Raw genomic sequence first — 14,491 nt, 5'->3', positions numbered from 1 at the left:
GGCCCGAATTCTTCACACAGCCAACCAACAACGAGAGGGACATGTGATGTTGAACATGAACAGAAGACTGACTATCAAGGCAGGTCTCGCGGCGCTTGCGCTCGTGGCTTGGACCGGCAGCGGACCCATGGCGCATGCCCAGACTGACGCGAAGGAGCGCCTCGCCAGTGGAACCCTGACGATCGGCATCCACAACCGGGCACCCTGGGGATTCCGCAGCAGCACGGGCGAAGTCCGGGGCTATCACCCTGATCTGGTCAAGGCGGCGCTCGAGCCGCTCGGCATCAAGAACATCAATTTCGTCATCTCGGAGTTCGGAGCGCTCATCCCGGGCCTCAACGCCAATCGTTTCGACATGATCGCTTCCGGAATCGCGATCACGCCCAAGCGTTGCCAGGAAGTGATCTTCAGCGAGCCGGACCTCGCGGTCGGCGATGGGCTCATCGTCAAGCAAGGCAATCCGCTGAACATCCACAGCTATGCGGACATCGCGTCGAATCCGAAGATCCGTCTTGCCGGCGGCCGGGGCACCGAGAATACGAAGAACGCCATTGCGGCGGGAGTTCCGCAAGACCAGATTCTCCAGCTCCACGAGACGACCGACCTCGTCTCCGCCGTACTTGGCGGGCGTGCCGATGCGGCGACGCTCTCGGCGCCAAGCGTCGTTTCCCTGCTGGAGGACAAGAACGTCAAGGGTCTCGAGCGGGCATTGCCGTTCACGGGCCTCACCAAGGAGAACGGCCTTCCGTCCGCCATGTATACGGCCATCGCGTTCCGGACGAACGACGCGGCGCTTCGCGACCTGTTCAATGATCGCCTGACGAAGCTGAAGGCCGACGGCACGGTCAAGAAGATCATGGAGGCCTACGGCTTCACCGATGCCGAAATGGCGCCCGACATCAAGACCGCGGATGTCTGCAAGGGCGACTGATCGCTCATGCGACATTGAGGATATGCGGGGATGAGCTTCGTTGAGATCCTGGCCGGCATTTTTGAAGGCTTCGGCGTCACGGCCACCGTCACTCTGTGGGGGATGGCCTACGCCGTGCCTTTCGCGCTCGTGTTCGGAATACTGCAGCATTTCACCAGCGGGCCGGCGCGATGGATCGTCACGGCGATCATCGAGTTCTGGCGCAGCTCACCCGTCATCGTTCTGCTGTTCGTCTTCTACTACACGCTGCCGAGCTTCGGCATCACCCTGTCGGGCATCACCGTCGGGGCGGTGGCTCTCGGGCTCAATATCGGCGGCTACGGCAGCCAGGCCGTCCGTGCGGCCCTGCAGGCGCTCGATCCCGGCCAGGTCGAGGCCGGCAGGGCCCTCGGCCTGCGCCGCCTGCACATCCTTGCGTTGATCGAGTTGCCGCAGGCCTTCAAGGCCATGACTCCGACCTTCATCAACCAGTTCATCCAGCTGATCAAGGGAACCGCCCTGGTGTCCCTGATCACCCTGACCGACATGACGTTCCGAGCCAAGGAAATCTCGCAGCTCCAATACGACCCGGTCGGCACCTATTCGGCCCTTCTCGTTGCCTATTTCATCGTCTGCTATCCGGCCACGATCCTCGGCCGGTGGGTGGAGAAACGGGTGGCGGTCAGCGAAAGGACCCGTGGTGACCTTTAATTTTGATTTCGCCATCGCGAGCCTGCCGATCATTCTGTCCGCCCTGGGGACGACCGTCTGGGTCACGATCGCTAGTTGCCTCGGCGCGGCAGTTCTGGGATTCGCCTTCGAGATCCTGCGCCGCTGCAACCGCGTCATGTCTTACGTGATGCGGTTCGTGATCGACTTCATCCGCTCAACTCCCGTCCTGGTACAGCTCTACTTCCTGTATTTCGTCCTGCCGTTCTACGGGGTCACCCTTCCGTCCTACGTGGTCGGCATCCTCGGCTTGAGCCTGTACTACAGCGGGTATCTGGCGGAGGTGTTCAAAGCCGGAATCGACGGGATCCCGAGTGGCCAGTTCGAGGCCGCGCATGCGCTCGGCCTCAGGCGGCTCGATATCGTGGTCTTCGTCATCGCGCCCCAGATGCTGCGCAACATTGCGGCCCCGATGGGGAACTATTTCGTGTCGATCCTGAAGGCGACGCCGTATCTCGCGATCATCGCGGTCCCGGAGATGCTCGGGCAGGCGATGGAGATTGCATCCGACACGTTCAGATATGCCGAACCCATGTTGACCGTCGGGGGCATCTTCCTGGTCCTCGCGGTCTCAATCGCCCAGGTCGTGCGGCTGATGGAAACCCGGCTCCTGAAATCCGCCAAACGCTAACCGGACATCGTGATGGAAACCACCAGCCTGACAACCGGATGCAGTATCGCGGCGCCACGCGAGGTTGCGGTCGACATCCTGTCGCTGAACAAGTGGTACGGCAAGTTCCATGTGCTGAAGGACATCGATCTGCGCATCCATGCGGGAGAGCAGGTCGTTGTCTGCGGGCCGTCGGGATCCGGCAAGTCGACGTTGATCCGGTGCGTGAACCAGCTTGAGCGCCATCAGGACGGCCAGATCTTCATCCACGGCCAGGAGGTAGGAGCGGCCGCGAAGCGCCTGCACGAACTGCGGCGGGATGTCGGTATGGTCTTCCAACACTTCAACCTGTTCCCTCACCTCACGGTCCTGCAGAACTGCACTCTGGCGATGCGGCGCGCCCGCAACATCGCGCGCCAGGAGGCCGAGGACATTGCACGTCACTATCTGGAAAGGGTCAGGATCCCTGAGCAGGTACACAAGTTCCCGAGCCAGCTCTCTGGCGGGCAGCAGCAGCGTGTCGCGATCGCGCGCGCCTTGTGCATGAAGCCGAAGGTGATGTTGTTCGACGAGCCCACCTCCGCGCTCGATCCCGAGATGATCAACGAGGTCCTCGACGTCATGATCGAGCTCGCCCGGGACGGCATGACGATGATGTGCGTCACGCATGAGATGGGGTTCGCTCGCAAGGTGGCCGACTCGATCGTGTTCATGGATGGCGGACGCATCGTCGAGAGCGCTCCTCCGTCGGAGTTCTTTACGAACCCGCAAAGCGAGCGGACGAAGGCTTTTCTCGGACAAATCCTCTGACCCGGCAAAGTCCTCATTTGATACGTCCCATTGCCACTGGAGATCACATCGTGTCGAACACCACCCGCATCTGGACGGCCGTCGATTTCGATCGGGACGGCAAGCAGGCGGACTACCTCCGGCTTCCCTACTCGTCGAACATGTCGGCCTATGGCTGGATTCCGATTCCGCTGATCTGCATCCGGAACGGCAGCGGCCCGACGGTCCTGCTCTCAGCTGGGAACCATGGTGACGAGTACGAAGGTCAGATTGCCCTGATCAAGCTGGCCCGTGAAATCTCCGCGTCCCAGGTCAACGGGCGGATCATCATCCTCCCGTCCCTGAATTATCCGGCAGTGGCGGCGGGCCAGCGGGTGTCCCCGATCGACGAGGGCAATCTCAACCGCCTCTTTCCGGGCAATGCCCATGGATCGCCGACCGAGATGCTCGCCCACTATATCGACGACATCCTGTTCCCGATGTCCGATCTGGTGATCGATCTTCACTCTGGCGGACGCTCGCTCGAATATCTTCCGCTCGCGCTGGCCCGGCCGGGGCTGACGCCCGGGCACCAGGAGGCGGTGCGGGAACTGCTGGGGGCCTTCGACGCTCCGGTCGGCGTGCTCACCGACGGCGCGGGAGGCGGCGGAGCCACGACTCTCTACGCCGCGGCCGAGAAGCGGGGCATTCCGGCCCTCACGACGGAACTCGGCGGAGGCGCGACCCTCTCGCCCGCCGGCCTGGCGATCGCTGAATCCGGGGTCCGCCGGGTTCTCAAGCATTACGGTATCGTTCCGGACATGGCGGTGAGGGATAAAGCCGGGTGCCGCCTGATGAGCTCGCTTGGCCGCAATGCCGCGGTCTACGCGACCGAGAGCGGTCTGTTCCAGCCGTTCGTCGCGGTCGGAGACGTCGTGGAGGCAGGCCAGGAGGCAGGCTGCCTTCATTCCTACGAGAGTCCCCTGAAGCCGCCGGTGCTGCTCCGTTTCCCGACGAGCGGCATGGTCAGCTGCAGGCGCTTCCCGACAATTACGGCGCGCGGGGACTGCCTGTACAACCTGATGACGGACCTCGGCCAGACTCTGTGATCGACCGGGCTGCACCGAAGGATCGCACAGGCCCTTGAACGGGCCCCGGGGCTGCTCCGGTGATAACCAGGCGCTCAGGGAGGCTACGGAACCGCGTGGACCTTGACCGACCTTGGTGCATGGCGGGCCCCGCGCAGCGAGGGCCCGGGCTTGCCAATCGAGCCGTGTGGCGGCAATCTGAAGCTCAGCAAGACGTTCAGCGGGTGGATGCCGGAGTATTGTCTCGTCGGGCAACAGGACATGGGAAGCGGCCAAATCATGATCATGGACGGTGGGAATGCCGATGCGGGAGAGATAGACGAGGGAGCTTTGCTCGGGCGTCGGGCGGGGCTTCTTAGCCGCCGGTCGTTTCTGGTCGGCTCGGCCGCCGGCCTCGGGGCGCTGGGGCTGGCCGGTTGCGCGACATCCGACGGCATGAGCTTCGCCGAGGCGTCGAGGGTCTACGGGCCGGTGCCCGATGAGAAATTCCCGATCCCAGCAGTCGATGTCAGCAAGGTCGATCCGAAATATTATCGCAGGACGGTTCGCTACGAGACCAAAGAGGCGCCCGGTACGATTATCGTCGACCCCGGGAATTACTACGTTTACCGCATCGAGGACGACGGATCGGCAACCCGCTATGGTGCCAATGTCGGCCGCGACGGGTTCCGGTGGAGCGGTGACGCTTATGTCGGGCGCAAGGCCGAATGGGCGACCTGGACCCCGCCCAAGGAGATGATCCGTCGCCAGCCCGAGGCGGCCAAATACGCCCGCGGCATGCCGGGCGGCCTCGACAATCCGCTCGGCGCCCGCACGCTTTATCTCTATCAGAACGGCGCGTACACGCTCTATACGATCTACGCCAGCAGCGAGGCCGAGTCGATCGGCAAGGGCATCACAAGCGGCTGCGTCGGACTCCTCAGTCAGGATATGATCCACCTGTACTCACGAACACCGGTCAAGACGAAGGTGATCGTCCTGCCGGCATAGCAGCGGCGTCAGACCCAGTGGGGGCGCCGGCTGGTGGCGAGCCTACACTTCTCGCCACCGTCGTCTGGTCACTTGGCGTCGACCTGACGGTGCTCCCTCAGCTGAGCGATAAGATCTTCCGAGACATAGTGAGGGCCGTCGAAGAGATAGACATCATAGCCGTCATAGACAGAGATCTGGGATGCGACTTCCCCTGCAGTGGCTGAGCGGAATCCTCCCTTGGGATCGGGACGGAACGCCTCAGCAATAATGCGGACGCGCGAAGCTCCCAATTTGACCGAGAGCACATTGGCATAGTGACGCGCGACGGAAGCGTCACGGGCATGAACGCCGACGCCATCCTGGAACATCACGCCGACATCTGTCGGCAGCCATGAGACGAGCCAATCGGCCAGCACGTCCGCACCGACATTGGCGCTGTCGTAGACGCTAATCCAAAGGGGCCTCGGAAACTGCATCAGGAGCGAGGCCATGTGAGGAGCATCGGCCCAGGTCGGATCGACCTCGACGGGAAAATACCAGCCCACGACATTCAAAGGAGTGGGAAGCCGAGCGAGGTGCTTTGACAGAGCAGCCAATTCTGCCATTCGGGCACGCGCTTCGGTCTCCCTGAACCGGCCCGCCATGCCGAGGATCACCTCCTTTGCCCAGGGCTCTTTCGAGATTCGCGTCCAATCAGGCAACTGCGGCGCAGGTCGCACGCCGGCATCGGGGACGAACGCGACGTCATCCACGACCGTCCATTGCACAAGAAGCTGGTGCGCTCCAATCCGCTCCCACCGGCCGCGGATGTCAACGGTGGCATTATCGACCTGCCAGACGATGCCCTTCACCAGATCCGTGTGACCGGTGCGCAGCGCGCGCGAGAGAAGGGTCGCAAGAAGCGCCGATGCGATGACCAGGGCCAGCATGAGCCACGAGCGGGATGGCATCTTCTTTCCCTTGAGAGGATGAACCCGGAGTGGTCCATAAGCCGGCCCCGCCTTCATCAATAGGACAGGGTGATACCGGCGAAAACACCCTGCGCGCGGTCATCTCCACCCAGCCTCGCGCGATATTGGACATTGATGTCGAGCGAAGACATCGGCGCGGTATACCGTGTTTCGCGGAACCAGTAGCGGAGGTTGAGCCCGGCGCCGGCGCCCACGGCCTCGGGGGTCGCGAGCGAGCTGTCGTATCCGCCGCCGATCGCCAGAAACGGGGTCAGGACGAGTCTGTTGCTGATGCCGTCGAGCCGGAAGCTGCGCCCGGCACGCGCCTCGAAGGTACCGACCGTCTGCTTCTCTTCGACGTAGTATCCGAGATCTCCGTAAACCTGCCATGTCCACCAGTCCGGAACATCGACCCGCAGATCCGTTCCGTAACCGTCCGAATAGGCAACGCGGAGAAGGCTATCGGTGCGGGCAATTTTGCCGATGGGAAATAGCCGGCTCGCCTCCAGCACGAGGTTCATGGTGCTGAACGGCTTCCACCGTGCACCGACATAGCCCTGCGCGGTCGAGATTCCGGTCGGACCGTGGGTTTCATCGCTCAGGGTTTCGAAAACGCGTCCGAAGACCTCGACAAGCGCTCCGTTGCGATAACCGATTCCGGGCGGGCGCCAGTAGATTTCCGTTCCGGCCTGCAGCACGTTTCCGCCCGGAGGCGTCGGTGCGGACGGGATGCCTGGCGCCACGCCGACGGCGCCATAGGTCAGGCTGGCATAGGCACCCCAACTGCGCTCCAACTCGGCAACCTCGCGGCGAAGGCCGAAAAGCTGCTGCGGCTCAAGCGCCAGCTGCCCGCTCTCGGCCGCATCGATGCCGGCCTTGAAGAGATCCGTCGCCCGATCGTTCATGGACAGCCGTTTTGCCGTATAGGCTGCATCCAGGTAGCCTGCGCCCTTGAGCTGGCCGGCGGCCTGGGCGCGCTCGAAATTCCGTCCTGCGCTCTGATCGTCCCCGACGCGGTTGGCCAGATACGCAAGATCGAGGCTCGAAAGAGATGTCAAGACGTCCTGGGCCTCGGCAAAGCGTCGACGCGCTTCGTCCTTGTGGCCCAGATCGGCCAGAAGCCTGATCTCGGCGCTCGTCGCCGTTGCCTTTTCTTGACGGGTCGCCTCGGAGGCGGCGGCACGCTGAAAGGCCTGGAGAGCCTCCTCACGCCGGTCGAGGGCGAGAAGGGCGAAGCCTCGGCGGGCCGTGACCGCATAGCTACCCTCTCCTTTCAGCCGCTCGAGGGCATCGAGGGCGCGCTGTGGCTGCTTCGCCACCAGTGCCGCATCGGACAGCGCGAGCAGGAGAGCCCGTCGATCCCGCACGGGCGATTGACGGCTTCGCAGGGCGGCAGCGAAATCGTCCGCAGCGGCGGCGTATCGGCGAAGTGCGACGCGGACGTAGCCGCGTTGAGCGAGGATTTCGCCATCGCCCCGGAATTCCGCCAGGGCGGCAGTCGCGATCCTGTCCGCCTCCTGCGTCCGTTGGCCGGCCGAAAGGGCATTGATCAGAAGAAGCCGGTAATCCCGGCTGCCCGGCTTCAGCATCAGGGCTTTGCGAGCCTGCGCGATAGCTGTCGCGTAGTCCTTGTGCGCATAGGCCTTATAGGCGCTGTCGGCCGCTTGGAAAGCCGGATCGGCAGTCTGCTGCGCCTGCAAGGAATGGGGGTGATCCAGAGGCTTTACAGCTTGCGCATCGGCCGTACCGGGCTTCTCGGCATGCGGGGTGGCAGCGGCCCCTTGAGGCGGCACTTCCGATCCGGCTGTCGTTGGAGCGGATCGCCGGGCAATCTGCTCTCGCGCACGGTCTCGCTGTCGAACCAGTTCAGGATCCTGGATGCCCGCTTCGATGAATTCAGAGGCTGTTTTGTCGGCTTCCTCTGGAGCACCCGAAGCGATCAGTGCCTCAATGAGCAGGCGCTTTAGCCTGCTGACATCGGGGCGCTGACGGATCGCCTCCCGCGACCGTGCGATGGCTGTTGCGTAATCCCTGCGCTCGAAAGCTTCATAGGCCTGGCTCGCGATCTCATAGGCTGGCCCGGTCAGCGGCAGCTCTCCGGCATCCTGAGCCCATGCTCCTCCCGCCATCGCGAGCAATCCGGCCGCTCCGATCAGGGAGAACATCATATGACGACAGAATCGGATCTTGTCGGGCATCATGTCCTCTGGCTGGGCGCGGGAAACTGTGAAATCTGCCGTGGCATAGGCTGTGGTCTAGGCCTCTGCAAGTGACAAGATCTGCTGCTGCACGCCCACGGCCTCGTGGATCGCGCCGCGCGTGACGATCCCCTGCTTCACCAGGAAATCGCCGATGCGTCCGTGCTGGTCGGGACGATACAATCTGAGGGTAGCTGCAAGCGCCTCGGGATCGACCAAACCTCTCTCCAGGAGAATATCTCCCAGAAGGGGCATGCCATTGTCCTGGAAAGAATAAGAAGAACCGCGGAGCAAACGCAGACCCGCGGCGATCTCACTTTCCCGCGCGATCCGCTGTTCCGGCTCATAGCCCAGGAGGGAGCGCAGTTCCTTGAGAGTCTCCGTTCCAATGGGCTTTGCGGCGGCGATCAGCACGGGCAGCCCCTTCCCGCTCCTTACCGGCAGCAGCCTCTCCCGCACACACAGGTCGATTGGCAGCAGACCGAAGCTCGCCTGCACGAGGTCCGCATCAAGATGAATGCGCGACAGGTCTGCCTGGAAGGCGATTGCCTCTGCCAGCGTCTCTTCATCGAGATCCCCACGGGAAACCAGGATGCGTCCCAAAGGAACGCTCCGCTGCGCCTGCTCCGTCAGGGCGCTCTGCAAGGTTTTCTCGTCCACGGCCTGCCAAGCCACGAGAAGTTCGCCAAGCCTTTGCCGGTCACGGACCAATGCCTCGGCATTCGGGAAATCGTGCATTGTCTTGTCCCAAACGATGCGGGTGCCGAGGAGGTGATGCGAGAGAAAGATCTTCCACGCCCGGATCGTCGCCATGAAGTTCACGACGTTGCCGACGACGAGCCGCGGGATGGACATCACGCCATGCACCCAGCCGAACAGACGTGTCACGAAATAGACGCGCTGCGCGAGGCGTAATGCATAGGCCACCACATTCAGCCAGATGACGGTACCGAGCCACTCCTCGGTCGCAAAGATCGACGGATACTGAGCCGTCCACCATCCTGCACTGGCAGCGGCCTGGAACAGGATGAACTGCGCGAGCAGCCCGTAGGCCAAGATCGTGACGAGGCTCGTCAGGATCCCCTTGCGATCCCGGATTAGCAAATACTTGTGGGCAAGCGATCCGCGCCACCCGATCTGCGACCAGCCCTGCAGTCCGATTCCGAGGGTCCAGCGCGCCTTCTGACGATAGGACGCTCGAAACGTGTCGGGAAAGAATTCGCGGACGCAGAGCGGCATCGTCAGGGTGAGTTCCCTGGGACGCCCATAGCCGAACCAGGTGCTTCGCTTAACCTGGAACTGAACCGGGAACCGCGCCATGATGGACTTCATGCCGAGGCGGGCAAGTCTGATCCCGATATCGTAGTCTTCCGTCAGACTGTCCGTATTGAAAGGCTGGTTGCTGGTCGTTTCGATGAGTGCCGACAGGGCGCGCCGCGAAAAGCAGGTGCCGACCCCTGCGGACGGCACGACGCTGGTCATGCTTTCGCGGACGATGAGGTCCTTCGCATGCCATTCGGCAAACTCATCCATGTAGACGCCGGCGACGAGTTCGTACCAGTCGCGCTCGAGCGACGTCACGGGCAGCTGTATGAGGTCGACCCGCGGCAACAGGTAGTTGAAGAACTTGAGTTCCAGCGGATGCAGCACGTCCTCGCTGTCGTGGAGAATGACACCGGCGAACTGGATATCGTGCTGCTGCTCGTGAAGGTGGATGGCCTGGATCACCCAGTTGAGACAATCCGCCTTGCAGGTCGGGCCCTCATGGGGAACCTCGACACGCACGAGCTGCTTGTAGCGCCGCTTCATCCGCTCCACCTCGGCGATGGTGGCGGCATCGTTCACGTAAGTGCCAACGAAAATGGCATATTGCCGGTAATCGAGGACCGTCACCATGTTCTCGAGCATGGGCGCAATGACGTCATACTCGAGCCATGCCGGGATCATGATGGCGAGAGGCTGCTCATCCCTCTCCCGCAGCTGCTCCGGGGTCAGAGGCATGTATCGGCGATTGACGACCAGCGTCCGATACGCCTCCCGTATCCAGTACCAGGCATCGATGAAGAGATCGTCGAGGCTGGAGATCAAGATGAAAATGGCCACACCTGCCGCGACCTTCTCCAGCGCGGCGTAATAGTCGGCGATAAGATATGGCCCATAGGTCAGCATGGCGGCGGGCGATCAGTGACCGCCACCGGAGCGGCGCCGCCGCACCTGCCGAGCTCGGAGGACGATCAGCAGGAGGAGTCCCGACGCTGCCGCTGAGCCTCCCCACGCGACCTTGCCCCACAGTTCCTGAAGCCAGGTCTTGCGGTCATTGCGCGCCAGCCGGTTGCCGAACGGGTCGCGGGTATCGATCTGGGCCAGGACGCCCTCGGGCCCGAGCACGGCGATATCGCCCTCGGTCAGGGAAAAGGGGGTCCCGAATGCCGGCGGGCGATTACCGACCGTGCCGTAGACCAGTCCGGGCTGCTCCTGTGCTCTGACGACGCTGACCGCTCCAAGGCCGTCGAGACCCGTGACATCGAGCAGATTGCTGCTGTCCCGGCCGGCAATGATGAGGCGGTCGCCCTCCACCTTGACCTTCTCTGTGGTTCCCTCGAGCCGCACATCGAGAGCCAGGAACGGCCGATCGGGCTTTACGGGGGCAGAGCTTGTCGTGAACGAGGCCCGCACGGGAGACAACCCCGCTGCATTGGCAAGTCGAACTGCGATTGCCAGCGTTCCGGGGGCCCTGGTCAGCCAGGCGTCGGGGACGATCAATGCGGCGGGTCCGGCCAGACGGGGTATCACGCCAGCGAAATCGTCGGCTGGCGGCGCCTGCTCCAACAGGAGGCGGCTCGTCGGCAGGATCGCGACGGGATAGGCCTGCGGCGTTTCCCGGCAGGGCTCGCCCGCCGATTGCCGCTGGAACGACACGCGCAGCACGTTCTGCGGCTTGAGCACATAGGACGGCACCTCCACCCCGATATGCTCCGGCTGCCCGTTGGCATCCAGGCGCTTGGCGCCGAGCAGCATGTCATTGATGAAGACCGACGCGACGGGACGCGTCGTCGTCGCGCCCGGGGCGGCGGAGACATCGAGTTCGAGACGGGACGGCACACGTCCGTCGGAGGCCAGGGCGCCCAGGTCGAAGGTGGCGGACCAATCCCCCCGCTCCAGCACATCGAAGCTCGTGGCCGTGCCTCCGAGCCGGGCCAGAGAGACGGCCGAGATATCGCCGGAATTGTCGTTGACGCTGCGGATCACGACCGACCTGGACACCGCAAGCCGGCGCCACAGTTCGTCGAACAGACCGGCAGCCTTGGCGCCGGCATCGGGCGCAACCGCCATCAGAGGCTGTCCGGCCAAGTGCATGAGGCGCACCGCACCAGCCTCAAGAGGCATATTCGCGACGCTCATTGCATCCGATCGCCATTTGGACAGAACCGCTCTGGCATCCGGCGCAGCGGCTTCGATTTGGCGGTCGAGCGCCGCGAGCGCGGCATCCACCTTGGACCTGAACTCCTGGTCGGCAATGGCCACCTGCGCCTGAACGGAGGAAGCGCCGAGAAGCAGGAGCGCACCGACCTCGGCGGGATCCGAGATCGTCAGACTCTCCGCTCCGACGAGGTTTCTGAACGCCGGAATGGAGCGCAAGGCTTCGGGAACAACGACACCGGTCAGATCGACCTTGTCGCCGGGAGACGGCAGGGCCTTCACGATGGCGCGCTTGCCGGCCCTCTCCAGGGCGACGCCGATCCGCCATGCGGCGTCATAGGTGTCCTTGGCCATGGCCTGGCCCGCAACGGCTACGGTGACGGACGGGGGAAGCGCCGCCCAGGCTGCGGCGAGATCGTGAACGGCCCTGCCATCGTAGCGGTAGTGCAGCCGGGTCGTTGGAGCAATCCTGAGAATGTTGCCGCTGGTGCGCTCGCTGGCGCAGGCACGCTCCGACACGATGGACGACCAGGCAGCCCCCACGCGGAGGAAGCCGGTGGCACGGGGCGAGCCATCCACGCCGATCACGAGATCAGCGCTTCCTTCCGGCTGCGTGAAGGAACGGGACGAAACAGGATAGCCATCGAACGACAGGACGAAGGCCGTCCGCCCCCCCTCCCCGCGCAGATAATGCGCATCGAGTTGCAGGCTTGCGTCGACGATCGGAACACCCGGGGGAACCGGCAGGAAGATCTCGCGGCGGGCATCGGACGAATTCAGGACAATCGGCTCGCGGATCCCGAGATCCTTCAGGCTGAGCTCACGTGTGATCATCCTGTCCGACGTGAGCTGGGTGATGGCATCCGCAACCTCGCTGGCGGCAACCGCATCGGGTCTGCCGGCGAGCGTAAGAACGGCCGCCGTTACAAAGGCTTTGAAGGCCCGTGGGGCGCGGTATGGGCGAAAATTCATCATGGGAGGTGTGTTCCGGCGTTCATTCGGCAGCAAGTGCCGAGGAATCTGGAGTTTTCGGAGAAAATTCCTCGAAGGATTTCCCTGTCAGAGCCGCAACGATGCGTGCTGCTGCATGTCCGTCGCCATAGGGATTCCGGTGTGGGGCGAAGGTCGACAGAGCAGCTTTCTCGTCGAGAAGCGCCGTGACCCCGCTGACGATGCGCTCCGGATCGGTCCCCACGAGCCGCACGGCCCCGGCGGCAACAGCCTCGGGCCTTTCGGTCACGTCGCGCATAACGAGAACAGGCTTTCCAAGGGAGGGAGCCTCCTCCTGCACGCCGCCCGAATCCGTCAGGATCACGTGAGCCCGCTGCATGAGATGAACGAACGGAACATAATCCTGGGGCTCGATGAGATGGACGTTCGGCCTGTCGGCCAACGCTTCGCGTACTGGACCGCGGACATTCGGATTCAGGTGGATCGGATAGACGATCTCAAGATCGGTCCTAAGGGACAATGTGGACAATGCGGAGCAGATATTGGCGAACCCGGCGCCGAAGTTTTCCCGCCTGTGACCGGTCACGAGAATGAGCTTCCTATCCTTCCGAAGCTGGCCGAACCGGGCGTCGAGATCCGCCTGCAAATCCGTGTCACGGTCGAGCCGATCGACGGTCAGGCGCAGGGCATCGATGACCGTATTGCCGGTCACGACAATGCGTCCTTCAAGCCTCTCGCCATTGAGGTTGTCCCGTGCCCGTGCCGTCGGCGCGAAGAGCAGATCGCTGGCGACGTCGACAATGCGTCGGTTCAGTTCCTCCGGCCATGGTTGGTTGATGTCATACGTGCGCAGTCCCGCCTCGACATGTCCAACCGGAATCCGTCGGTGGAAGGCGGCCAGGGACGCAGCCATGGCTGTCGTCGTATCACCATGAACCAATACCCGATCCGGCCGTATCTCCATCAACAGGTCATCGAGCGTCCCCAGCACGCGGGCCGATAATCCGTTCAGAGTCTGGTTCGGAACCATGACGTCGAGATCATGGTCCGGGCGAATGTCAAAAAGACCGAGAACCTGATCGAGCATCGCCCGGTGCTGACCCGTTACGCAGACCACCGACTCGAGATCCGGCTCGGCCTCGAGCGCTTTGATGAGCGGGGCCATCTTGATCGCCTCGGGGCGCGTTCCGAATATGGACAGAACTTTCATGCGAGGGATCTCGTGGACTCGTGCAGTCCCGCTCGGCAGCGAAGACGGCTGCAGGTTGTATGCACCGGCGCAAGCCGATGGTTTTCGGGGAGATGGGCGACCTAAGGTAGCCGAGCTATCATTAACGCCAATCGAAGTAAAGTCGACAATATAAATATGCTTATAATTAAATTTACCTTAGGTAATTATAGGCATAGGGAATTATATTTAGATAAAAATGCTCAAATCCGATAATAAAATTGTGAACGATACGATATTTATTGCAGTATACATTAACAGTAACTATGAAATACTTAATTTTTGCTTTGTAAATTGTGAAGCACAAATTTTATGCGCAACACTACTGGACAGTTTAACGTGCTCCTGGCTTGGCAATCTCGTTCAATATCACCTTCGGCAAGAAACTGCTTTCCACTCGGTTATTCGCTGGCTAAGTCCTGTTGATTCGCAGGAACCGGTGTTTCGACTGCGATAAATCGAACAGGGCGCCTAGCCGGAGGTCGAGCCTACGAACATCATTGCCCCGACCGCTCCAATTCCAAGACCCACGTAGGTCGCGACATCGAGCAACTCAGTAGCGGAGCGATTGCCAACGGAGCAGGCGGCGCCAACCGTTGCGGCGAAGGCCAGGAGGTCCAGCACGATGAGGCTCTTGGCGACACTCTTCACATTCATTGCTCCCCGG

12 protein-coding genes are annotated in these 14,491 nt (G+C 62.5%); 6 read left to right on the top strand and 6 right to left on the bottom strand.

What is annotated here, in order from left to right; genetic code table 11:
• The first annotated feature begins 55 nt into the window (after positions 1-55).
• The 6 genes from ehuB (at position 56) to AC522E_RS07260 (ending at position 5,095) form a co-directional block, all read left to right on the top strand.
• Positions 56-931, top strand: coding sequence for an ectoine/hydroxyectoine ABC transporter substrate-binding protein EhuB (ehuB, locus tag AC522E_RS07285; protein ID WP_500749741.1), 876 nt, complete (start codon positions 56-58; stop codon positions 929-931).
• Positions 932-961: 30 nt separating this feature from the next.
• Positions 962-1,621 (top strand): amino acid ABC transporter permease, encoded by a 660-nt coding sequence (locus AC522E_RS07280; RefSeq protein ID WP_500749740.1) that lies wholly within the window; start codon positions 962-964, stop codon positions 1,619-1,621.
• Positions 1,611-2,270: an ectoine/hydroxyectoine ABC transporter permease subunit EhuD gene (gene ehuD / locus AC522E_RS07275; protein ID WP_500749739.1), complete on the top strand. Its 660-nt coding sequence runs from the start codon at positions 1,611-1,613 to the stop codon at positions 2,268-2,270. The genes AC522E_RS07280 and ehuD overlap by 11 nt, the downstream gene beginning before the upstream one ends.
• A 12-nt stretch (positions 2,271-2,282) precedes the next feature.
• The gene (locus AC522E_RS07270) at positions 2,283-3,059 is read left to right on the top strand and encodes an amino acid ABC transporter ATP-binding protein (protein WP_500749738.1); all 777 of its coding nucleotides are present in this window, start codon (positions 2,283-2,285) and stop codon (positions 3,057-3,059) included.
• Positions 3,060-3,109: 50 nt separating this feature from the next.
• The gene (locus AC522E_RS07265; protein WP_500749737.1) at positions 3,110-4,126 is read left to right on the top strand and encodes a succinylglutamate desuccinylase/aspartoacylase family protein; all 1,017 of its coding nucleotides are present in this window, start codon (positions 3,110-3,112) and stop codon (positions 4,124-4,126) included.
• A gap of 258 nt (positions 4,127-4,384) precedes the next feature.
• Positions 4,385-5,095 carry a L,D-transpeptidase gene (locus tag AC522E_RS07260; RefSeq protein WP_500750605.1) on the top strand — a complete coding sequence of 237 codons (711 nt, stop codon included), beginning with the start codon at positions 4,385-4,387 and terminating at the stop codon, positions 5,093-5,095.
• Between the two features lie 68 nt (positions 5,096-5,163).
• On the opposite strand, the gene AC522E_RS07255 is transcribed toward AC522E_RS07260, so the two are convergent.
• The 6 genes from AC522E_RS07255 to AC522E_RS07230 all read right to left on the bottom strand — a co-directional run bounded on the left by AC522E_RS07255 (position 5,164) and on the right by AC522E_RS07230 (position 14,481).
• Entirely contained in the window at positions 5,164-6,027 is an 864-nt protein-coding gene (locus AC522E_RS07255) for an alpha-amylase family protein (RefSeq protein ID WP_500749736.1), read from the bottom strand.
• 56 nt (positions 6,028-6,083) lie between these two features.
• Complete coding sequence (locus AC522E_RS07250; protein WP_500749735.1) at positions 6,084-8,228, bottom strand: NfrA family protein; 2,145 nt, start codon at positions 8,226-8,228, stop codon at positions 6,084-6,086.
• 54 nt (positions 8,229-8,282) lie between these two features.
• A complete protein-coding gene (locus AC522E_RS07245; RefSeq protein ID WP_500749734.1) occupies positions 8,283-10,394 on the bottom strand; it encodes a glycosyl transferase family protein in 2,112 nt (703 codons plus the stop codon).
• Positions 10,395-10,406: 12 nt separating this feature from the next.
• On the bottom strand, positions 10,407-12,620 hold the full coding sequence (locus AC522E_RS07240; protein WP_500749733.1) for a hypothetical protein: 2,214 nt from the start codon (positions 12,618-12,620) through the stop codon (positions 10,407-10,409).
• Between the two features lie 19 nt (positions 12,621-12,639).
• A complete protein-coding gene (gene wecB / locus AC522E_RS07235; protein WP_500749732.1) occupies positions 12,640-13,806 on the bottom strand; it encodes a non-hydrolyzing UDP-N-acetylglucosamine 2-epimerase in 1,167 nt (388 codons plus the stop codon).
• Positions 13,807-14,295: 489 nt separating this feature from the next.
• Positions 14,296-14,481, bottom strand: a complete 186-nt coding sequence (locus AC522E_RS07230) for a hypothetical protein (protein ID WP_500749731.1) — start codon at positions 14,479-14,481, stop codon at positions 14,296-14,298.
• Between the last annotated feature and the right edge of the window lie 10 nt (positions 14,482-14,491).

This window comes from Microvirga sp. BF8 (assembly GCF_059888585.1).
Note: the sequence above shows the minus strand (reverse complement) of the source record. Positions and strands in the feature narration are given on the sequence as shown.